Origin of the sequence: Streptomyces sp. XY006, assembly GCF_002237655.1 — a bacterium.
Taxonomy (GTDB): domain Bacteria; phylum Actinomycetota; class Actinomycetes; order Streptomycetales; family Streptomycetaceae; genus Streptomyces; species Streptomyces levis.
Map to the genome: position 1 here is coordinate 340,651 of NZ_NOKT01000003.1, position 19,719 is coordinate 360,369.

Here is a 19,719-nt window from a genome sequence, read left to right on the forward strand (position 1 = left end):
GCACTGCGGGCCAACCGGGTGAACACCCGCAACCAATCATCCGGAGCCGGGTTGATGAGGCCGTAGGACATGCGTCGCTACGAGGAAAGGAACGCGAAGTGCTCAAGAAGGCAATGGTCGCCGCGGCGGCCGCCGCCAGTGTCATCGGAATGTCGGTGGCGGCAGCTCCCCAGGCTCTTGCCGTCGGGGACGACTCCGGACCGTCCGTCGCCAACGGCAACGGCGCCTCGTCGTCGTTCGGCAACTCGGCGACCAAGGGCGACATGAGCCCTCAGCTCTCGCTGGTGGACGGCACGCTCAACAAGCCCTGTCTCGCCGTTCAGGACCTCGACGTCGGCGTCGCCGCCCTCATCGGCGTGGTGGTCCAGGACATCCCGATCCTGTCGGACCACGTCCAGCAGCAGTGCGCGGACAACTCCACGAACAGCAAGCGCGACGGCGCGCTCAACCACATCCTGGAGGACCTGTCGGTCCTCTCGGCGAACGGCGACTGACCCGTTTCGTACGCAGCCCGGGCGGCTCGCCGGATCCACGGCGGGCCGCCCGGCCGTACCCGGGATTTCAGCGGGGGCATTCGAGTGAATTCCCTCGCCCCGTACGTTCCTTAGTTTCTTCGGATGTCAATTCCTCGTTTGCAGGCTGCAGGTCATGGTGCGAGCCGTTCCGGCTGTGCTCGCTCGGCTTCGGCCGACAAAGGGGCATGACTGCAGAGAAGGGAAAGTTCATGAAGAAGAGCGCTGCTGTCGTCGCGGGCGCGATCATGGCCCTGGGGATGGCCACCCCAGCCATCGCGGACGCCGGCGCCCAGGGTGCCGCGGTCGGTTCTCCGGGTGTCCTCTCCGGCAACGTGATCCAGGTTCCCGTGCACATCCCGATCAACGTGTGCGGCAACACCGTGAACATCATCGCCCTGCTGAACCCGGCGTTCGGCAACGAGTGCGAGAACGACTGACGCGGTAACACACGCAGCACCGGCTGCGACCTGGCCGGCCCCGGGAGGACACCGTTCGCTCCGGGGCCGGCCTTTCCCACTTCTACGAGCACTCCACGAGCAGGAGGCAACGAGATTGCGACAGACCCTGAGCAGGGGAATGGTCGCGGCGGCGGCCGCGACGGGCATCCTGTCCCTGTGCGGCGGCGCCGCCCTCGCCGACTCGACCGCCGAGGGAGCCGCCAAGGGCTCGCCGGGCGCCGCGTCGGGCAACAACATCCAGGCCCCGGTCGAGGTACCGGTCAACGTGTGCGGCAACACCGTCGACGTGGTCGCCGCGCTCAACCCGGCGTTCGGCAACTCCTGCGCGAACGACTCGCACCGGCACGGCGGTTACGGCGACGGCGGCCACCACGACTCCGCCGGCGGCTCGGCGTACGACGACGGTGACGACTGGCCCGGCGACGACGGTGACGACGGCGGGGACTGGCCCGGCGACGACGGCGACCTGCCCCCCGGCGACGGCGGCGACCGGTCGCACGGCGGCGGCGACACGCCCCGCGGCGGCTACGGACACGACGGCGATGACGGCGGCTACGGACACGACGGCGACGGCGGCGGGTACGGACACGACGACGGCGCCGGTTACGGGCGTGGCGACGACGGTGGCTACGGGCGTGACGACGACGGTGGTTACGGATACGGCGACACCCCGCCCACCAAGCCCCCGCACACACCCCCGACGAAGCCTCCGCACACCCCGCCGGCCAAGCCTCCGCACACACCCCCGCAGACGCCTCCCGGCACGCCCCCCGGAGGCCACCACACGCCCCCCGGTGGCCCGGAGCAGCCGCCCAGTCTCCCCGAGACCGGTGCCGAGGCCCTGTTCGGCGCGGCGGCCGGCAGTGCCGCGCTGATCACGGGCGGCGTCGTGCTCTACCGGCGGGGCCGGGCCGCGTCCCACCGCTGACACGACGGGTGCCGGACGCAAGCGCCCGGCACCCGTGAAAAGCCGTGCGGTCAGCAGTCGCCCGGGTAGAAGAACCCGAGCAGCGGGATGCCCAGCAGGAACAGGCCCAGGCTGTCGTGCTCCCTGCACTCCTGGTCCTTCGAGTGGGCGACCTGGGGGAGGATGTCCGCCTCCGAGGCCGTCGCGGTGCCGCCGAGGAGCGCGGCACTCAGAGCGAGGCTGGAAAGCACCGTGGCGGTGCGCTTCATGTGAGTCATAGGAACAAATTAGACATTTCTATATGGAAAGCGCGTACTTCTATCGCGCCAGGCGGGTGAACCACCCCATTGGCTCCGGGCGCAGCCGCTCCAGCACCCGCCCGGCCGCGTGCCGGCCCCACAGGTGCCACATCGCCCGGCCGGGCGCCCGGTCGTCCGGGGCGTGCCAGGCCAGCTCCCGCCCGGCCGGCGCGGGCCGCAACGCGCTCAGCGGCGCGTAGTTCTCCACCACGAACGCCCGCCCCGGCCGCGGTGCGCCCTCCGGCAGCGCGCGGTGCGTCAGGTCCAGGTGCAGCGCCCGCACGACGTCCACCCCGGCCGTGTCGGTGAAGAGGCGGAACTGGGCTCCGGGGCGCGGGTTGAAGTCCAGCAGGTGGTAGCGGCCGGTCGTGCCGCAGCGGCGGAAGTCCAGGTCGAGGATGCCGCGGTAGCCCAGTTCCCCGGTGATGCGCTCGGCGAGCATCCGCACCTCCGGATTGGCCGTCCAGCGGCCGACCGACGTCAGACCCGCCCCGCGCGGCCGGGCGCGCTGCTTGCGGCCCGTGCCGCCGGCCCGCACCAGCCCGGAACGGTCGGCGTATCCGTGGAAGAACCAGTCGCGGTCCGGGCCCGGTGGCAGGAACGCCTGGAGGAGCAGCCGGCTGCCCGCCTCCGCGGCGCGCGCGAACAGCTCCCGCGCCTGCCGGGCGGAGCGCACCAGCACGGTGCTGCGCAGCCCGCTGCCCGCCGGCACCAGCCAGGGCCTGCTCCACTTCGCCACCACCGGCAGCCCCAGCCGCGCCACGGCCGAGGCCGCCCGGTCCGCGCTGTCCGGCACGAGCGTCTCGGGGTGCGCGACGTCCAGCGCGGTGCACACCTCGGCCAGTTCCGCCTTGTCCGCGACGCGTTCGGGCAGCGCCCCGTCCGTCTCGGGCAGCAGATACGCCGGCGCCAGCTCCTCGCGCATCCGGCCCACCGCGACGGCGCCCGCGTCGTCCATCGGGATCAGCACCGCCGGACGCGCGAGGCGCGCGGCCACCCCGCGCAGCACCCGCGCGATCTCGGCAGGGGACGCGCCGGGCGGCGGCGGTGCGTGCAGCCCGCGCACGAAACAGGAATGGCGTACGGGACTTCCCGCGCAGTCGGCGACCACGTGCACGTCCACGCCCGCCCGGCCGAGTGAGCGCACGGCGCCCAGCGTTCCGTGGTGAAACGGGTTCCGGTCGATCCGCAGCAGAACCGCGGGGACACGAATGTCGAGCAGCGACACGGGCATTTCCTTCGAACTTGAGTCACCGGTGCGGGCGAGGGGGCCACTCGAAAGCCTCAGCGGCGTGGCGTGAATCCGTTTCATATGACTGAGTGTCAGTAAGCGGAGATGAACGAAAGGGGCGGCCATGGCCACACGGCAGCGACGCGCACGGTCCCGGAGGCTGGCATTCGTCGCGGCGGCGGTCGCAGCGACGGCGGCACTGGCGTCCGGCCACACGGTCGTCGCGGGAACGGGAGCGGCCCGCCCGGCCGAACCACCCGCACCAGCGGCCACACCGGCGGCCACCCCGGCGGCGCCCGCGGCGCCCGCCGTCCCGGACGGGTCGCCCACGCCGGGCGCCACGGCACCCGGCACGGCACCGAGCACGGCACCCGGCACCACGCCCACGCCGGGCGCCACGGCACCCGGCACGGCACCGAGCACGACACCCGGCACCACGCCCACCGCACCCGCCCCCGCCTTCGGCGCCTACCTCGACTACGGCCCGCGCGGCGTGGCCCGCATGGCCCAGCTCAGCGCCTGGCTCGGCGGGGCGAAGCTGCGCGTCGGGCACACCTACCTGCCCGGCGACCGCTGGAGCAACATCGAGGGCCGCCCCGGCTTCCTCGACGTGTGGGCCAACTGGCGCCGCGAGCAGGCCGACCGGCTCCTCGTCCTCAACGTGCCCATGCTGGAGCGCAACGAGGAGGGCGTGCCCGACCACGAGGTCCGGCGGCTGCTGCGCGAGGGCGCCGCCGGCCGGTACGACCACCACTTCCGCGCGCTCGCCGAACGGCTGGTGGAACTCGGCGTGCCGGACACCGTGCTGGTGCTCGGCTGGGAGATGAACGGCATCACCTACACGCACCGCTGCGGGCCGGACCCGGAGGCCTGGAAGCAGTACTGGAACAGGATCGTGACGACCATGCGCGCGGTGCCGGGCCAGAAGTTCCGGTTCGACTTCACCCCGAGCCGCGGCCGGGACGCCGTGCCCTGGACGCAGTGCTACCCGGGCGACGACACCGTCGACATCATCGGCATGGACGCCTACGACCAGCCGCGCGGAATGTCGTTCGACGAACAGGTGAAGGAACCCTACGGGCTGCAGCAGCACGTGGAATTCGCGAAGGCCCACGGCAAGGCCATTTCCTTCCCGGAATGGGGACTCTTCCGCAACGGTGACAACGCCGACTACATGAAGCGCATGCTCGCGTGGATGGACGAGCACAAGCCGCTGTACCAGACCCTCACCGACTACTGCCCGCACGGCGTGTGGCAGTGCGACGACAATCCCCGGGCCTCCGAGGTCTACCGGACCTTCCTCTTCGGCCGCGACGAGGACACCACTCCGGCCCCCAGCACCCCGGCCCGGCCACCGGCCCCGACCCCCACCCCGCGGCCGAGTGTGCCCGAGCCCGAGCGCCCGGCGAACTGCTCGCCGCTGAACCTCGGCGACTGGGTCGAGTACTGGATGGGCGGCAAGCTCTGCCTGCGCCTGGACTGGTGGTCGCGTACCCGCTAGCCCGGGGCCGGGAGCGCGGCCGGCGGCGGACCCGGTCAGGGCCGGCCGCCACGGTCGCGCTCCCGCACGCGGTGCAGCAGTTCCTTGCCCCGGCGGCGCGCCCCCGCGTCGCACAGCGCCGCCGCCAGCAGCGGTGCCGTGCGCCGCCGGGCCAGCAGCAGCCGCTGGTTCACCACCGTCAGCGGGCGCCAGTGGTGCTTGTAGGGCTCGTTGCCGCGCAGCAGGCTCAGCGTGCCGAGGGTGCCGTCCTTGGTGTGGGTGGCGGTCGAGTCCAGCAGCATCGCCGCCACGTCCGCCTTGTGCTCGCGCAACCGCGGGTGGGCACCGTACAGATAGCCGCCCGCGAGCCGCGGCGAGAGCAGCGTCAGGTCGACGGCCACCACCTCCTCGTCCAGCCGGAACTCGGTGACCACCGCGTCCCCGCCGCGCACCATCGGCCCGACCGAGCGCACCAGGTGCTCACGGAACCGCGGCCGCAGATGCTCCGAGGTCACCTTCCGCCCCTGCCACTGCAGCCGGTGCAGCTCCAGCAGCCGCAGCAGCGCCGGCTCCACCTCGCCCGGGGTGACGACCCGCCGCTGGACACCGAGCGCGTCCAGCCGGCGCAGCTTGGCGCGCAGCCGCTGCTGGGTCTTCGACGGCAGCCGGGCGATCAGCTCTCCCATGGGGACGGCCGGCAGTTCCAGGCACACCGAGTCGTCCACCCGGCCGCGCGGCCCGGGCCAGCGCTCGTAGACCCGTTCGGCCGCCGCGCCGGGCCGGACCTCGCGCAGGTCGATCAGCGCGGTGCGGGCGGCGGCCGACAGCGCGCCGGTGAGCGCGTCCACCGCCCCCTCGCCGTGCCCGTCGTCCAGCAGGACGTCCCCGTAGTCGGAGATCGCCCCGCCGAGCGGCACCAGCGCCGGGAGGGGACGCCGGACCAGGGTCAGCGGGGCCGCGGCGGCCAGGTCGCCGGTGCGGTCGTCGCGCACCAGCACCAGCCGCAGCCGGCCGCGCCCGCCGTACGACCGCCACCACGAGTGCAGCCAGGCGTGGCTCTGGAACGGCGTGGCGTGGGCGTACCGCCGGTGCAGCCGGTCCCAGTCGGCGGCGAGGGCGGCGAAGTCCCGCTCCGCGGTGACCAGTTCCGCGGTGTACGTCACAGCTGTCCGTGCGCGTCGGCGGCGACGGCCGGGCCGGGCACCGAGGCGTGCCGCCCGCCGGTCTCGGCGGCCCGCCGCGGCCGGACCAGCACAGCGAGCCCGCCCAGCAGCCCGCCCGCGCTCGCCCCGACCAGCCCCGTCACCCGGGCGGAGGCCGAGGACGGCTCGGCCGGCTCGACCGCGCGGGCGAACTGCTGGAGCTCGACGCGGGTGGCATCCTCGGTGTCCGCGGCGTGCCGGGTCAGCGCCCGGGCCACCGCGTCGGCCATGTCGGCGGCGAGGTCCGGACGCGAGGAGGTCGCCGTGACCGACACCATCGGCGCGTCCGGCGAGGTCGCCGTGCGCACGCTCTCGCGCAGCGTCGACACGGGCACCCCCGCCCACACCTGCGCGTCCCCGAGCACCGCCAGCTGCGGGGCGACCCGCCCGTAGGCCTGGGCGAAACCGAGCGCGGTGGCGGTGTCGGACTTCTGGGTCGGCACGGCGACGACGTAACTGGTCGCCGTGTACTGCGGGGTCCTGACCAGGCCGTACGTGCCGCCGAGCAGACCGCCTGCCACGGCCCCGGCCGCGAGCAGCGACCAGGGGGGCAGGGACCTGGTGAGGGCGGTGACCGGGCGGTGCTGCCGTGCGGAAGTGTCGGTCATGAGGTGCGGGCTTCCTGGAGCGAGGGGGACAGGGGACGGGCGACCGCGGCGGCGTACACGTCCATCAGCCGGGCGGCGCTGCGGGTGATGCAGTAGTGACGGGCGGCCTCGGGCACCGTGCGCTGCCCGGGGCCCTGCCGCCGTACGTCCGCCAGAGCGCGGGCGAACGCCTCCGGGCCGCCGGTGACACGCCGGGCGGTGGGCGCCGCCGACGCGGGCAGGTCCTGGAGGGCCGGGCAGGAGGCGTACAGGACCGGCAGGCCGGAGGCGAGGGCCTCCACGATCGCCAGGCCGAAGGCCTCCTCCGGGGACGGCGAGGCGAGGACGTCCATCGCCGAGGCCAGCGACGGCAGGTCGGGGCCGGGTGAGCCGTCGGGCACACAGGGGCGCTCCCCGGTGAACAGCACACGGTCGGTGACCCCGGCGGCCCGGGCCGTGCGGCGCAGCACATCCTCCTCCGGGCCACCCCCGACCAGCAGCAGGCGGTGGTCCGGCGGCAGTTGGGCCAGGGCCCGGATCAGCACGCCGAAGCGCTTGCCTGGCGCGAGCCGGCCGACGGCGCCGATCACATACGCGTCGTCCGGCAGGCCGAGCCGGCGGCGGGTCTCCCGGCGGCGGGCCGCGTCGAACCGGAAGCGGGCCAGGTCGATCCCGTTGGGCACGACCTCGATGCGCGGCCCGGGCACGCCCCAGCTCTGCAGCCGCGCGGCGACGGTGGGGGAGACGGCGACCGTGGTGCGGCCCAGGCGCTCGCCCGCCAGGTACAGCGCGCGGACCCCCGCGTTCAGCGGGCGGCCCTCCATCTGCGAGTCGCCGAGGGAGTGCTCGGTGGCGACCACCGCCCGGACCCCGGCCAGCCGCGCGGCGATCCGGCCGTACAGGCAGGCGCGGTAGAGGTGGGTGTGCACCAGCTGGTAGCCGCCCGAGCGGATCAGCCGGACCAGGCGGGGCAGTGCGCCCAGGTCGCGGTTGCCGGCCATGCCGAGGTGGTGGACGCGCACCCCGTCGGCGCGCAGGCCGGCGGCCACCGCGCCCGGGTTGGTCAGCGTCACCACGTCGCAGTCGACGGGCAGGTGCCGCAGCAGCAGCCGCAGTTGCTGCTCGGCACCGCCCACGCCGAGGCCGGTGATGATGTGCAGGGCCCTCACCGCGGCTCCTCGACGGGTCGGCGGCGCAACCGGTGCAGCCGGTACTTCAGGAACAGCCGTACGGGGGTGTCGTTCTGCCCGATGTGCACCCGGGGCAGCGCGTGCGGGCCGCCGAGCGGGCCCGGGTCGATCGCGCAGCCGTAGGTGTAGCCCGCGTCCCGCACGGCGTCGACGGCCCGCGCGTCGACGGTGCCGTAGGGGTAGCAGAAGCCGGCCGGGGGCGTTCCGGTGAGTTCCGCGAGCACGGTCCTGCTGCCCTCGACCTCCGACCTGAGGGTGACGTCGTCCGCCTTGGTCAGGTCGACGTGGGTGAGGCCGTGCGAGCCGATCTCGACGCCCTCGGCCGCCGCCTGCCGCACGCCGTCGGCGGTCAGCAGCGGCTTGCGCGGGCCCAGCGGGTCCCAGGCGTTCTCGCCGCCGAGCCGGCCCGGGAGGACGAACAGGGTGGCGCCGCAGCCGTGGCGGCGCAGCACGGGCAGGGCCTCGGTGACGAAGTCGGCGTAGCCGTCGTCGAAGGTGAGCCCGTACAGGTCCTTCCCCTCGCCGCGGGCCCGGGCGGTGAGCAGGTCGGCCATGGACACCCCGCGCAGTCCGCGCCGCCGCAGCCGCCCGAGCTGCTGGTCCAGCCGCTCGGGCGAGACCGTGATGCGGTACGGGTCGTCCGTGGGGTCACCGACGGAGTGGTACATCGCGACGAACAGGACCGGGCCGGATCTGGTGCGGGTGCCGGTGTCCGGGGAGTCAACGGGAGCGGCCATGAGGGAGCCTTCGTGAGACGGAACGGAGGGAGGTCAGCGCGGTGCGGCAGCCCTGGTCGCCCAGGGCCCGGCCGAGCGTGAGGAAGACGACGGCGACGGTGAGGGCGCCGGCGGTGAGGGCGAGGAGGGGCGAGCCGGAGGAGCCCGCGAGGTCCGTGGGATCGGGAGAGGCGGGGGAGGCGAGGCGGCTCGCCACCCAGGCGCCGGCGGCGGTCGCCGCGGCCGCCGCGGCCAGCGGGCGGCCCAGCCCGGCCAGGACGCGGCGGGTGCGGATCGGAATGCCGCGCGGGCCCATCCCGGCGAGCAGCAGCGCGGCCGTGACGGTGATGCCGGCGGCGTTCGCCGCGGCGATGCCGATGACGCCCCAGGGGCCCACCGCCCAGGCGCCGGCGGCGGCGGTGACGACCAGGCCCGCGGCCATCGCGCCGAGCGGGTACCAGGTGACCCGGCCGGCCGAGAAGTACGAGCGGATCAGGGCGCCGACCAGGGTCTGCGCGAGCAGTCCGAGGGCGTACACGCGCATCACCCGGACCGTCGCGGTCGTGTCCTCGGCGGTGAAGGCACCGCGCTGGAAGAGCAGTTCGACCAGCTGCGGCGCGCAGGCCACGACCATCGCACCGCCCGCCAGCACCAGGCAGGCGGCCAGCGCCAGGTCCCGCTCCACGCGGGCGCGGGCCCGCTCGGTGTCGCCGTCGGCCAGGGCGCGGGCGATGACCGGGAAGGTCACCGTGCACAGCATCAGCGACAGGGTCATGGGGATCTGGGCGACCTTCTGCGCGTAGTTGAGGTGCGAGATGGCGCCGGCGGGCAGGGCGGAGCCGAGGAACCGCTCGATCAGCACCTGGGACTGGCGGCACAGCGCGAACAGCAGGACCGCGGCGAGCAGGGCGAGCCCCATGGGCCGGCCGCCGCCGTCCGCACCGCCGGGCGGTCCCGACTCCGGCCCGGACCCCGGCCCGGACCCCGGGCCGCGCCGCAGCTCGCGCCACATCACGGGCAGTTGGGCGAGGACCATCAGACAGCCGCCCGCGGCCACCCCGGCCGCCGCCGCGCGCACGCCCCACCGCCCGCCCAGCACGAGCACGGCCGTGATGATGCCGGTGTTGTAGGCGACGTAGATGGCCGCCGGGGCGAGGAACCGGCGGTGCGCGCGCAGGGCCGCGCTGCAGTACCCGGCGAGACCGAAGGTCAGCACGCAGGTCGCGGTGAGCCGGGTGCAGTCCACGGCGAGCGCCGGGTCGGGCAGGCCGGGGGCCAGGACGCGCACGAGCTGCGGGGCGCAGACGGCCAGGAGCGCGGCGACCGCGGCGAAGGCCAGGGACAGCCGGGGCAGCGTACCGGCGACCAGCGAACGGACCGGGTCCCCGCCGGCGCCCTGTGCCCGCCGGGCCAGGGCCATGCTGAACGCCGGGATCAGCGCGATCGCCAGGCCGTCCTCGATCAGCAGCGTGGCGGCGAACTCCGGCACGGTCCACGCCACGAGGAAGGCGTCCGTCTCACTCCCGGCCCCGAACATCCGCGCCAGCGACAGATCCCGCACCAGCCCCAGCAGGGCCCCGGCGGCGGAGCACACCGCGGTGACGAGCGCGGCCCGGGCGAGAAACCCACGGGTGACGGGCGCGTCGGCGGGGGAGGGACGCGGGGAGACAGGGGGGCCGGGGGTGACGGGACCGGCCGACGCACGCGCGGGCGCCACACCCCGAGCCCCGGCCGCGGTCCGGCCACCGGCCGGGGGCGGTTGGGTGGTGGGGGTCGTGCTCGTCTCCGGGGGCTGGGGTGGGGAGGGCGCCTTGGGAACTGTGGCTTGCGGCACGGCTGAGGTCCGGCCGTCGGTCGTTTCCGGGGGCTGGGGTGCCGGGGCCGCCTTGGGAACTGTGGCTTGCGGCACGGCTGAGGTCCGGCCGTCGGTCGTCTCCGGGGGCAGGGGTGCCGAGGCCGCCTTGGGAACTGTGGCCTGCGGCACGGCTGAGGTCCGGCCGTCGGTCGTTTCCGGGGGCTGGGGTGCCGGGGGCGCCTTGGGAACCGTGGCTTGCGGCGCGGCTGAGGTCCGGCCGTCGGTCGTTTCCGGGGGCTGGGGTGCCGGGGGCGTCCGGCGGACCGGCGAGGTCTCGCCGGGGGCGGCGTGGTCGCCGGGCGGCACCGGGCGGCGTGTGCCCGGGGCTCCGGGAACCGTCGTTCCCCCGCCCGGGCCGGTCTGTTCAGGCGTCAGCGTCATCGTGCCGGTGCCCCTTTCGCCAGGGCCCGGGCGTCGGAGCCGGCGCCGCCCTCGTCGGGTCGCGGCCGGGTGTGCGCGGTGGTCAGGCCCCACCACGCCGCCAGGCCGAAGCACATCGCCGTCAGGACCGTGGAGGGGCCGCCGATGTCGGCGTAGGCGAAGTCCGTCAGCTGCCAGACCAGCAGGCCGCAGGCGACCAGGCCGCAGTCGAGGCCCGGGGCGCCGGACCGCCGGGTGCGCCACAGGGCACGCACCACGCACAGCAGCAGCGCCAGCCAGCTGCCCGCCAGGGCCAGCAGCCCCAGCAGGCCCTGCTCGGACAGGATGAGCAGGTACATGTTGTGCGGGGACAGCAGCGGCTGCTTGCGGAAGGCCGCGCCCGCGCCCTCCGTGTCACTGCCCGCCGACAGCGCCAGGGAGGCGTGCGAGTCCCGGTGTTCGGGGAAGCCCTTCAGCCCCACCCCGGTCACCGGATGCTCGCCCCACATCCCGGTCGCCGCCGCCCACATGGTGTACCGGTCGGTCACCGACTGGTCGGGCGCGTCCGCGACCTGCGTGATGCTGCTGATCCGCTCCTGCAGCATCGCCGTGCCGAACCCGAGACCGCCCACCACGATCACGCTCACCGCGGCCACCACCGCCCCGGCCGCCAACGCCCGCCGCAGCCCGGACAGCAGCAGCTGCGCCGTGACCGTCACCGCCGTCGCGATCCACGCCCCGCGGCTGAAGGACAGCGCGAGCGGCGGCAGCAGCACCAGCGCGCAGGCGAGACCGATGATCCGCTGCCGCACCGGCCCGGCCCCGAGCGCGAGCCCCACCGCGCACACCAGCCCGAGCGAGACGACCGTCGCCATCCCCATCACGTCCTGCGCCCCGAACGTGCCGACCGCCCGCACCGGCCGCCCCTGGTACGAGGCCCCGGTCCCGGTCGCGTACTGGTGCACCCCGACCGCCCCCTGCCACACCGCCAGCCCCACGAACGACCAGGCCAGCAGCCGGAAGTCGGCCCGGTCCCGCACCAGGAGCAGCACCGCCGCCGGGACCAGCACGAAGACCTGGACGTACCGGCCGAGGCCGGTGAGCCCCTCGCCCGGCGACACCGCCCCCATCGCCGCGACGGCGACCCCGAGCACCGGAAGTCCCAGCACCACCGCCGCCGTCCGGGACAGCGGCCGCCGCCGGTCGCGGACCAGCCGGACCGCGCAGTACAGCACCACCAGCGCCGACACCAGGTCGGCCGGCCCCGCACCGCCGTCGCCGCCCGGCCCCAGCGGCAGCGCGAGCAGGACGACGACGGCCAGCAGGGGAAGAACGGGCGCGTGCGCCCCGACCCGGGTCATCCCGCTCAGCTCCCCGTCGGACGCACGAGCGCGGCCGCCGTCCGCAGCAGCAGGCAGACGTCCTGCCACAGCGACCAGTCGTCGATGTACGCGTTGTCGTACCGTGCCCGGTCCTCGATCGAGGTGTCGCCGCGCAGCCCGTGCACCTGCGACAGGCCCGTGATGCCGGTGCGCATCCGGTGCCGCGCCGCGTAGCCCGGGTAGGTCTGGCCGAACTGGGCGACGAAGTAGGGGCGTTCGGGCCGCGGCCCGACCAGGCTCATGTCGCCGCGCAGCACGTTCCACAGCTGCAGCAGCTCGTCCAGCGAGGTGCGGCGCAGAAAGCGGCAGAACCACGGCATCCGGCGTTCGTCCGCGACGCTCCAGCGGGTCGCCGACTCGTGCTCGTCGGCCGGGCGGTGGGTGCGGAACTTCAGCAGCGTGAAGGGCCGCCCGCCCTTGCCGATCCGTTCCTGCCGGAACACCACGCCCGGCCCGCCGCTCACCCGCAGCGCCACCGCGCACACCAGCAGCAGCGGGCTGACCAGCAGCAGCAGCGCCCCCGACACCACGACGTCCAGCACCCGCTTGCCGGCGCCGCCGCGCGGCCCCGCCCCGAGGTCGAGGCGACGGCAGGAGAACCCGGCGAGCCGGTCGCCCGAGCGGTACGACGGCACGTCCGGGTCGATCTCCCACACCGTGCAGCCCGACGCGGCCAGCGCCCGCAGCAGCGGCCCCTGCCCGACCCGCACCGAGGGGTGCACGGCCAGCACCTCGCGCACCCCGTTCTGGATCAGCGCGCGCTGGACCTCCTCGCCCGTGGTCAGCACGGGCAGCCCCTCGGCGCCGTCCGGCGCGTCGGCGACGACCCCCACCGGCCGTACGCCGTAGCGCGGATGGCGCAGCACGGCCGCCGCGACCCGCTGCGCGGTCGCGGCGGGCCCGACGACGAGCGCGGCCCGCGGCCGGCGCAGCAGCTCCGCGCGCCGGTGGGCGTGCACCGCGCCACGGCCGGCGCAGCTCACCGCGGTCTGCAGCAGGAAACCGGCGAGCAGCGTCCGCGCGGAGAGCACGTGCTGCGGGGACCAGGCCGCCGTGAACGCCCCGAGCGCCAGCCAGGCCACGGCGATCCGGGCGCTGACGGCGGGCAGTTCGTCGAGCAGCGCCGGCACGCGCGCGGGCCGGCGGGGACGCAGCAGCAGCGAGAAGGCCACCAGCACGGCCAGCAGCAGCGGGTGGCGCTGGGCGCCGGTGAGCGCCAGCGCGCCCAGCACCGCGGCGGTGCCGTCCGCGGCGAGCAGCGGCAGCGGTGACACGGGCCGGGCCGCGGGCCGGCCGGCGGCCGGGCGGAAACCCGCCGCGGTGCCGCGCGGCGGCAGCAGCGTCAGGGGCGTGAGTCCGAGGTCCCGGGGCTGTCCGGCGGGAGGGGGGACGGTGCTTTCCGCGGTCACGAGTGGACTGACTCCCTGTGCTCGGTGGACACGGCGCGCCCGTCCAGCAGCGCCCGGTAGACGTCCGCGACCGCCTGGGCCGTGCGGCGTACGTCGTGCGTGGTCAGGACGTGCCGGCGTGCCCGGTCGCCCAGTGACGCGCGCAGCGGCGCGTCCGGCAGCAGCGCCGCGACGGCCGCGGCCAGGGCCGCCGGGGCGACGGCGGGCACCAGACAGTGCGGCGCGAGGCCGGGCGGCAGGCTCTCCCGGGCCCCGCCCACGTCCGTCACCACCACCGGCCGCCCGCACGCCATGGCCTCCAGCGGAGCCAGGGCCATGCCCTCCCAGCGCGAGGGCAGCACGACCAGGTCCGCCGCCTGGTACCAGGGCACGACGTCGGTGACGTCCCCGGCGAACCGCACCGACCGGGGCGCCAGCGCCCGCAGCCTCCCCTGGTCCGGGCCGTCGCCGATCAGCACCAGCCGCGCCCCGGGCACCCGCCGCAGCACCGGCTCCCACGCCGTCAGCAGGACGTCCTGCCCCTTCTGCCGGCACAGCCGCCCCACGCAGACCACCAGCGGCACCCGCGCGTCGACGTCCGGCAGCAGCCTCGCCCGGACGGCGCCGGCGTCGGCCGGGCGGAAGCGCTCCACGTCGATGCCGTTGGGCACGACGCTCCACCGCCCGCGCACCCCGGCCGCCTCACCCAGACGGCGCTCGGCCTCGCTCACGCACACCACCCGCTCGGCCCAGCGCGCCGCCCACCGCTCCCAGCCGCGCGCGAGGGCCGCGGTGGTCCCGCCGACCGCCTCGAACGACCAGGCGTGCGGCTGGAACACCGTCGGGATCCGCCCCCGTACGGCGAGCCGCCCGGCCAGCCCGGCCTTCGCGCTGTGCGCGTGCACCAGGTCGGGCCGGACGTCCGCGACGATCCCGGCGAGCCGCCGTGCCTCGCCCCTCAGCGACGGCCCCGGGGCGCGGGTGGCGGCCCAGAGCCGCACGTCCGCGCCGAGCGCCGCGAGCCGGGCCGCGAGGGGGCTGTCGGGGCAGGCGACGGTCACGCGCAGGCCGGCGGCGAGCTGGGCCCGGGCCAGGTCCGTCACGACGCGGGCGACACCGCCGTCCACGGGCTGGGTGACGTGGAGGACCCGTGGCTCGGGGTGGGTCGGGGGCAGGTGCATGCGCGGTTTTCCTCGCTCACGGACGGCGCTCGGGACGGCGGGAACGCGCCTCGCTGCCGGGTGCCGGCAGCGGCGAAAGCCGCGCCGGCGCACGCCGCGTCCCGCTGGGCAACGAGCCGGACGGCCACCTGGTCACCACCGCACCGCAGGGGTTGGCGGAACGTGGTCTCCCCGGGGGGCCGGTCGAAAGGACAAGCGAGATGTCTGCGGTCCGCGGGGGACCGGCGGGGGCCGGCGGGGCCTTTCGTGAGACGTGTCAGAGGGCCGTCATCCGTGCGATGTGCTTGCTGTCGGGGTGCGTTGGGTGGTCCGCAACTGTAGTCGGCACCCGTACCATTGCGGAGAAACCGGGCATGTGTGTCGGAATCGTGAAGAGGGCCACCAGGGCGAGATCACTCCTTTGGCGGCACAACTCGCGCGCACGCCACGCGTTGACACAGCGCCGGGCATCCGCCCGGATGTTTGTGTCAACCCCAAGGAGCACCTCTCCATGTCGCGTATCGCGAAGGGCCTGGTCCTGACCTCCGCTGCCGCTGCCGCTGTCGCGGGCAGCACCGGCATCGCCGCCGCCGACGCCGGCGCGCAGGCCGCGGCCGCCCACTCCCCGGGCGTGCTGTCCGGCAACGTCGTCCAGGTTCCGCTGCACATCCCGGTCAACGTCTGCGGCAACACGGTCGACATCATCGGCCTGCTGAACCCGGCGTTCGGCAACGAGTGCGAGAACGACTGACGTCGTTCCGGAACCCTGACCGGCCGCCCTCCCGCGGGACCCATGCGGGAGGGCGGCCGGTTCGCGTCACCCGGCGGGTTGCCCCGAACGGGGGCGGGCGCGCGGTCCGGCGGGCCGGTCGCCGTACGCCGCCTCACCAGCGGGGACGCTGCGGGCCCGCGGACGCGGGGCTGACCTGGTGCGTTCGCTCGGTTGCGGAGCGTTGCCGCCGCTCGCACGGTGGGCACAAGATCCGACGCACACCGAAAGGAACCCCCATGCGTCTGCCCGCACGGCGATTCGCGACTCCCGCGCTCTGCGCCACGCTGCTGCTCGGGGTCACCGGGCCCGCGGCCGCGGCCGCCGACAGCGCCTCCGTCCCGGAGCGCGCCCACGCGGCGTCCCGGGCTCCCGTCCCCGACGCGGACGCACTGCTCGGCCAGGTCGAGGGCCTGGGCGACCTCGGCGGCGTGCTCACCCCGGTCGCCGACCTGCTGACCGCCGTGCTCAAGGCGGACGGCGGGCAACTGCCGCCCTCCGAGGCCGCCAGGCTGAGCACCTCGGTGCAGGACGCCATCGACCAGGCGACCGCCACCCCGGCCGCGACCGCGCCCGGCACCACCGCCCCCGGCAGCTCCCTGCCGCAGGCCGGCACCCTGCCCGCGCCGGTCGAGGACCGCGCCGAGGTGCCCGAAGGGCTCGTGAGCGAGGCGCTGGACGCCCTGGAGAAGGCCACCGGCACCCTGCACAAGGCCGTCACCTCCGGCGAGAGCGCCCAGGTCACCCCGGCCGTCAGCGCGGTCGTCACGGGCCTGGTCAACACCGTCGCCGCGACCCTGGTCGGCAGCGAGCTGCCCGCCCCCGACCTGGCCGGCCTGCCCTCCCTGCCGAAGTCCCCCTGACGTCTGGCCCGCCCGAGGTCGTGCCGGTCCCCCCCGGACCGGCACGACTTTCTGTTTCAGCGACTCATATGAGGTTCTGGCGACGGGGTTTCCGCTCCGTACGGGCCTCGTTAGGCACGGCGTCGGAAATTCCCCCTACACGGTGACCCGAGTCGCCCAGGAAAGGACCACGATGAAGTCCCTGAAGGCCGCCGCCGTCGTTGCCGGTTCCCTCGCCGTCGTCGCAGGTGCCGCACCCGCGCACGCCGACTACGACCCCGCGCACGTCACCCCCACCAGCCTCAACGGCGCCGTCAACGCCCTCACCCGTGAGCCCATCGACCCGATGCCGCTCAAGCACCAGTCGAACGCGCTCGACACCGAGAACGAGGACTCCGTGCTCAGCACCGTCAAGCAGGCGACGACCGAGCTGAACCGCAGCGGCGGCCTGCTGGGCGGACTCCCCCTGCCGAAGTGACCCGGACGTGACCCCACCCGCCCACGCGGCGGCGCACACGGCGGGCGCCGGCCGGGCGTTCGCCCTGCTGCTCGTCGTCACCGGGGCGGCCGGACTGCTGGCGTCCTGGATCATCACCCTCGACAAGGTCAAGCTGCTGCAGGACCCGGACTTCACCCCCGGATGCAGCCTGAACCCGGTGGTGTCCTGCGGCAGCGTCATGGAGAGCGACCAGGCCGAGGCCTTCGGGTTCCCCAACCCGATGCTGGGACTGGTCGCCTACGGCGTCGTCGTCTGCGTCGGCGTGAGCCTGCTGGCCGGGGCCCGCTTCCCCCGCTGGTACTGGCTGGCCTTCGATGCCGGATGCCTGTTCGGCGTCGGGTTCGTGACCTGGCTGCAGTTCGAGTCGCTGTACCGGATCAACGCGCTGTGCCTGTGGTGCGCCCTGGCGTGGCTCGCGACGATCCCCCTGTTCTGGTACGTGACGTCGTTCGCCGTGCGGCACACCTTCCTGCCCGCGCCCGCCCCGCTGCGGCGCTTCCTCGACGAGTTCACCTGGGTGCCGCCGGTGCTGCACGTCGGTGTCGTCGGCATGCTGGTCCTCACACGCTGGTGGGACTTCTGGACGGGCTGACGGGCTGAGGGGCTGACGGGCACCGCGCCGGGCCGGTCCGTCGTATTACTGCGGCAGTCGGGGGAATTGTGCGCTGGTGCGGTTCCCCGGCTCGTTACTCGGTACGCACGCTGAGCCCCGACACGCGAAAGGGACCGTACCCCTGATGAAGTCGACCACCCGAGGAACCCTCGCCGCAGTGATCACGTGTGTGGCGGCCGCGGCCGGCGCCGCCACCGCGACCCCCGCCGCCGCGGTCGGCACGGTCCCCGTCCCCGTGCCGCTCGGCGGCGCCGAGAAGGCCCTCAACGTGGAACTGCCCGAAGCCACCGGGGAACTGCCCGTCCCCGTGCCCGGCTCGCCCGACGGGCCGCGCTATGTCGAGGGCCGGCTCATCCCGGAGCGGGCGATCCCGCAGCTGCCGGTGCACGGCGGACTGCCCGGCGCCGACCTGCGGGCGCCCCTGCCGCACGTCCTCGGTGCCGGCTTCGACCACATCGGCGTCGACGCCCCCGCCTCCGACCTGCGCACGCTGGCGCCGGGCCTGTCCGTCGACGCCCCGCTCACCTCGCCCAACGCGGACGGCTTCGGCCTGCCCCAGGCGAAGCTGCCGCAGGCGGGCGTGCTGACGCCGCTGGTGCAGACCGTCCCGACCGCGGACCTGGGTGTCGGCCCCGGCCTGTAGGGCGCCGGGTCCCGGCGGGAGTTCTCGTGTGGCCCCCGCGGCGGTGACCGCGGGGGCCTTCGGGCGGTTACCGCTACGACAGCCCGAGCGGATCGAGGAGCACAGCATGGTCGTAGGAGTCGGCGGAGTACCGGTGGGCGCGCAGGCGGGGCCGGCGCCCGAGGGTGACAAGCGGCCCACACGGCGGGGCCTGATGCGCGGGCTCGTGGTCGCGGCACTCGGCGCCGCGGCCGTCCCGGTCGTCGCGCTCTCCCGCTCCGAGGAGTCCGGAGCACTGGGGGAGCCCGGGGACTTCGGGGGCAAGAACACGGACGTGCTCGCCGGGGACGGCATGTTCGAGGAGATCTACCGGGGCCGCCGCATCCGGGGCGTGCCGGTGCCCGCGCCGGAGCAGGCCGTCGGGGACATGGAGTGGCACGTCACCGTGGACGGACGGCCGCTGCACCTGATGCGCCGCGCCGACGGCAGCTGGCTCAGCATGGTCGACCACTACCGCTCCTACCCCACCCCCCTGGCCGCGACCCGAGCGGCCGTCGACGAACTCGGCCCCGGGCGGCACCTGCGCGACCTGCCCGGCCACGGCCCCGGCCGGCACCAGGAGGGGGACCCTCATGGTGTACACGCGTAAGGACGTCAGCACGCTGACGCGCACCGAGAAGCGCCGGTTCGTGAAGGCGATGCTGGAGGTGAAACGGCGCGGCGAGTACGACGAGTTCGTCCGCACGCACATCGAGTACTACACCGCCGACGGCGAGGACGGGCTGCGCACCGCCCACATGGCGCCCTCCTTCCTGCCCTGGCACCGGCGGTTCCTGCTGGACCTGGAACGGGCCCTGCGCAAGGTCGACTCCTCGGTGTCGGTGCCGTACTGGGACTGGACGCGCGACCGTTCGCCCACGGCCACGCCCTGGACCGCGGACCTCCTCGGCGGAAACGGACGGCGCTCCGACCGCCAGGTGACGACCGGGCCGTTCGCCTACGCGGAGGGCAACTGGACCCTCAAGGAGGGCGTCACCGACGAGGAGTTCCTCACCCGCGACCTCGGCCGCGCCCGCGACCCCATCGAGCTGCCGACCCGCAGCGAACTGGAGTGGGCCCTGAAGGACCCGCTCTACGACGCCTCGCCCTGGGACTCGACGGTCCGCAAGGGCTTCCGCAACAAGCTGGAGGGCTGGGGCACCGGGCGGGGCAGCGCCTCCTGGCACAACCACAACCGGGTGCACCGCTGGGTCGGCGGCGCCATGGTCGGCGGCGCCTCCGTCAACGACCCGGTGTTCTGGATGCACCACGCCTTCATCGACCTGGTGTGGTCCCGCTGGCAGCGCCGCCACCGCGAGCACCGCTACCTGCCGGCGAAGCCGCCCGGGCCGAGCAGCGCGCAGTACCGGCGGGTCGTGGCGCGGAACCAGAAGCTGCCGCCGTGGGACGTGACACCGGAGCAACTGGAGGACCACGGACGGATCTACCGCTACGCGTGACACCGGCCCCGGTACACGAAACCGGGGCACCGGCCCGACCCGCGCGGGTCCACCGCACCGGGGCGTCGGCCCGGCCCCTGCGGGTTCCCCGAGCCGGGGAGTCGGCCCGGCCCCTGCGGGTTCACTGCACCTGGGCGCCGGTCCG

21 protein-coding genes are annotated in these 19,719 nt (G+C 75.1%); 11 read left to right on the forward strand and 10 right to left on the reverse strand.

Annotated features, from left to right (window positions below):
• The first annotated feature begins 98 nt into the window (after nt 1-98).
• The 3 genes from CHR28_RS06015 (at nt 99) to CHR28_RS38750 (ending at nt 1,901) form a co-directional block, all read left to right on the forward strand.
• The gene (locus CHR28_RS06015) at nt 99-494 is read left to right on the forward strand and encodes a rodlin (protein WP_094052407.1); all 396 of its coding nucleotides are present in this window, start codon (nt 99-101) and stop codon (nt 492-494) included.
• 230 nt (nt 495-724) lie between these two features.
• Nucleotides 725-952 carry a chaplin ChpD gene (chpD, locus tag CHR28_RS06020; protein WP_094052408.1) on the forward strand — a complete coding sequence of 76 codons (228 nt, stop codon included), beginning with the start codon at nt 725-727 and terminating at the stop codon, nt 950-952.
• Nucleotides 953-1,067: 115 nt separating this feature from the next.
• Nucleotides 1,068-1,901: a chaplin gene (locus CHR28_RS38750; protein WP_094052409.1), complete on the forward strand. Its 834-nt coding sequence runs from the start codon at nt 1,068-1,070 to the stop codon at nt 1,899-1,901.
• A 50-nt stretch (nt 1,902-1,951) separates the two neighbouring features.
• Here the strand turns inward: CHR28_RS38750 and CHR28_RS06030 are convergent, their stop codons facing one another.
• Nucleotides 1,952-2,158, reverse strand: coding sequence for a hypothetical protein (locus CHR28_RS06030; RefSeq protein ID WP_094052410.1), 207 nt, complete (start codon nt 2,156-2,158; stop codon nt 1,952-1,954).
• Nucleotides 2,159-2,198: 40 nt separating this feature from the next.
• On the reverse strand, nt 2,199-3,413 hold the full coding sequence (locus CHR28_RS06035; RefSeq protein ID WP_256984142.1) for a carboxylate--amine ligase: 1,215 nt from the start codon (nt 3,411-3,413) through the stop codon (nt 2,199-2,201).
• 121 nt (nt 3,414-3,534) lie between these two features.
• Between CHR28_RS06035 and CHR28_RS06040 the strand changes: the two genes are divergently transcribed.
• Entirely contained in the window at nt 3,535-4,911 is a 1,377-nt protein-coding gene (locus CHR28_RS06040) for a glycoside hydrolase family 26 protein (RefSeq protein ID WP_179272320.1), read from the forward strand.
• Nucleotides 4,912-4,946: 35 nt separating this feature from the next.
• Here the strand turns inward: CHR28_RS06040 and CHR28_RS06045 are convergent, their stop codons facing one another.
• From CHR28_RS06045 to CHR28_RS06080, 8 genes are all read right to left on the reverse strand, one after another.
• Entirely contained in the window at nt 4,947-6,053 is a 1,107-nt protein-coding gene (locus CHR28_RS06045; RefSeq protein WP_094052411.1) for a GNAT family N-acetyltransferase, read from the reverse strand.
• A complete protein-coding gene (locus CHR28_RS06050) occupies nt 6,050-6,700 on the reverse strand; it encodes a lipopolysaccharide biosynthesis protein (RefSeq protein WP_094052412.1) in 651 nt (216 codons plus the stop codon). Before CHR28_RS06050 ends, CHR28_RS06045 begins: the two co-directional genes overlap by 4 nt.
• Nucleotides 6,697-7,848 carry a glycosyltransferase gene (locus CHR28_RS06055; RefSeq protein ID WP_094052413.1) on the reverse strand — a complete coding sequence of 384 codons (1,152 nt, stop codon included), beginning with the start codon at nt 7,846-7,848 and terminating at the stop codon, nt 6,697-6,699. Before CHR28_RS06055 ends, CHR28_RS06050 begins: the two co-directional genes overlap by 4 nt.
• Nucleotides 7,845-8,606, reverse strand: coding sequence for a polysaccharide deacetylase family protein (locus tag CHR28_RS06060; protein WP_094052414.1), 762 nt, complete (start codon nt 8,604-8,606; stop codon nt 7,845-7,847). Before CHR28_RS06060 ends, CHR28_RS06055 begins: the two co-directional genes overlap by 4 nt.
• Complete coding sequence (gene murJ / locus CHR28_RS06065) at nt 8,590-10,302, reverse strand: murein biosynthesis integral membrane protein MurJ (protein ID WP_256984143.1); 1,713 nt, start codon at nt 10,300-10,302, stop codon at nt 8,590-8,592. Before murJ ends, CHR28_RS06060 begins: the two co-directional genes overlap by 17 nt.
• A gap of 515 nt (nt 10,303-10,817) precedes the next feature.
• Nucleotides 10,818-12,161: an O-antigen ligase family protein gene (locus CHR28_RS06070; protein ID WP_094052416.1), complete on the reverse strand. Its 1,344-nt coding sequence runs from the start codon at nt 12,159-12,161 to the stop codon at nt 10,818-10,820.
• Nucleotides 12,162-12,166: 5 nt separating this feature from the next.
• Nucleotides 12,167-13,591 (reverse strand): exopolysaccharide biosynthesis polyprenyl glycosylphosphotransferase, encoded by a 1,425-nt coding sequence (locus CHR28_RS06075; RefSeq protein WP_094052417.1) that lies wholly within the window; start codon nt 13,589-13,591, stop codon nt 12,167-12,169.
• Nucleotides 13,588-14,751, reverse strand: a complete 1,164-nt coding sequence (locus tag CHR28_RS06080; protein ID WP_094052418.1) for a glycosyltransferase family 4 protein — start codon at nt 14,749-14,751, stop codon at nt 13,588-13,590. The genes CHR28_RS06075 and CHR28_RS06080 overlap by 4 nt, the downstream gene beginning before the upstream one ends.
• 490 nt (nt 14,752-15,241) lie before the next feature.
• Between CHR28_RS06080 and chpG the strand changes: the two genes are divergently transcribed.
• From chpG to CHR28_RS06115, 7 genes are all read left to right on the forward strand, one after another.
• Nucleotides 15,242-15,481, forward strand: a complete 240-nt coding sequence (gene chpG / locus CHR28_RS06085; protein WP_062926927.1) for a chaplin ChpG — start codon at nt 15,242-15,244, stop codon at nt 15,479-15,481.
• A gap of 257 nt (nt 15,482-15,738) precedes the next feature.
• Nucleotides 15,739-16,362 carry a hypothetical protein gene (locus CHR28_RS06090; RefSeq protein ID WP_094052419.1) on the forward strand — a complete coding sequence of 208 codons (624 nt, stop codon included), beginning with the start codon at nt 15,739-15,741 and terminating at the stop codon, nt 16,360-16,362.
• A 172-nt stretch (nt 16,363-16,534) separates the two neighbouring features.
• Nucleotides 16,535-16,819, forward strand: coding sequence for a hypothetical protein (locus CHR28_RS06095; RefSeq protein WP_094052420.1), 285 nt, complete (start codon nt 16,535-16,537; stop codon nt 16,817-16,819).
• 7 nt (nt 16,820-16,826) lie between these two features.
• A complete protein-coding gene (locus tag CHR28_RS06100; RefSeq protein WP_094052421.1) occupies nt 16,827-17,432 on the forward strand; it encodes a vitamin K epoxide reductase family protein in 606 nt (201 codons plus the stop codon).
• Nucleotides 17,433-17,577: 145 nt separating this feature from the next.
• The gene (locus CHR28_RS06105) at nt 17,578-18,096 is read left to right on the forward strand and encodes a hypothetical protein (protein ID WP_094052422.1); all 519 of its coding nucleotides are present in this window, start codon (nt 17,578-17,580) and stop codon (nt 18,094-18,096) included.
• Between the two features lie 106 nt (nt 18,097-18,202).
• Entirely contained in the window at nt 18,203-18,724 is a 522-nt protein-coding gene (locus CHR28_RS06110) for a tyrosinase family oxidase copper chaperone (protein WP_094052423.1), read from the forward strand.
• Entirely contained in the window at nt 18,708-19,574 is an 867-nt protein-coding gene (locus CHR28_RS06115) for a tyrosinase family protein (protein ID WP_094052424.1), read from the forward strand. The genes CHR28_RS06110 and CHR28_RS06115 overlap by 17 nt, the downstream gene beginning before the upstream one ends.
• Nucleotides 19,575-19,719: the final 145 nt, after the last annotated feature.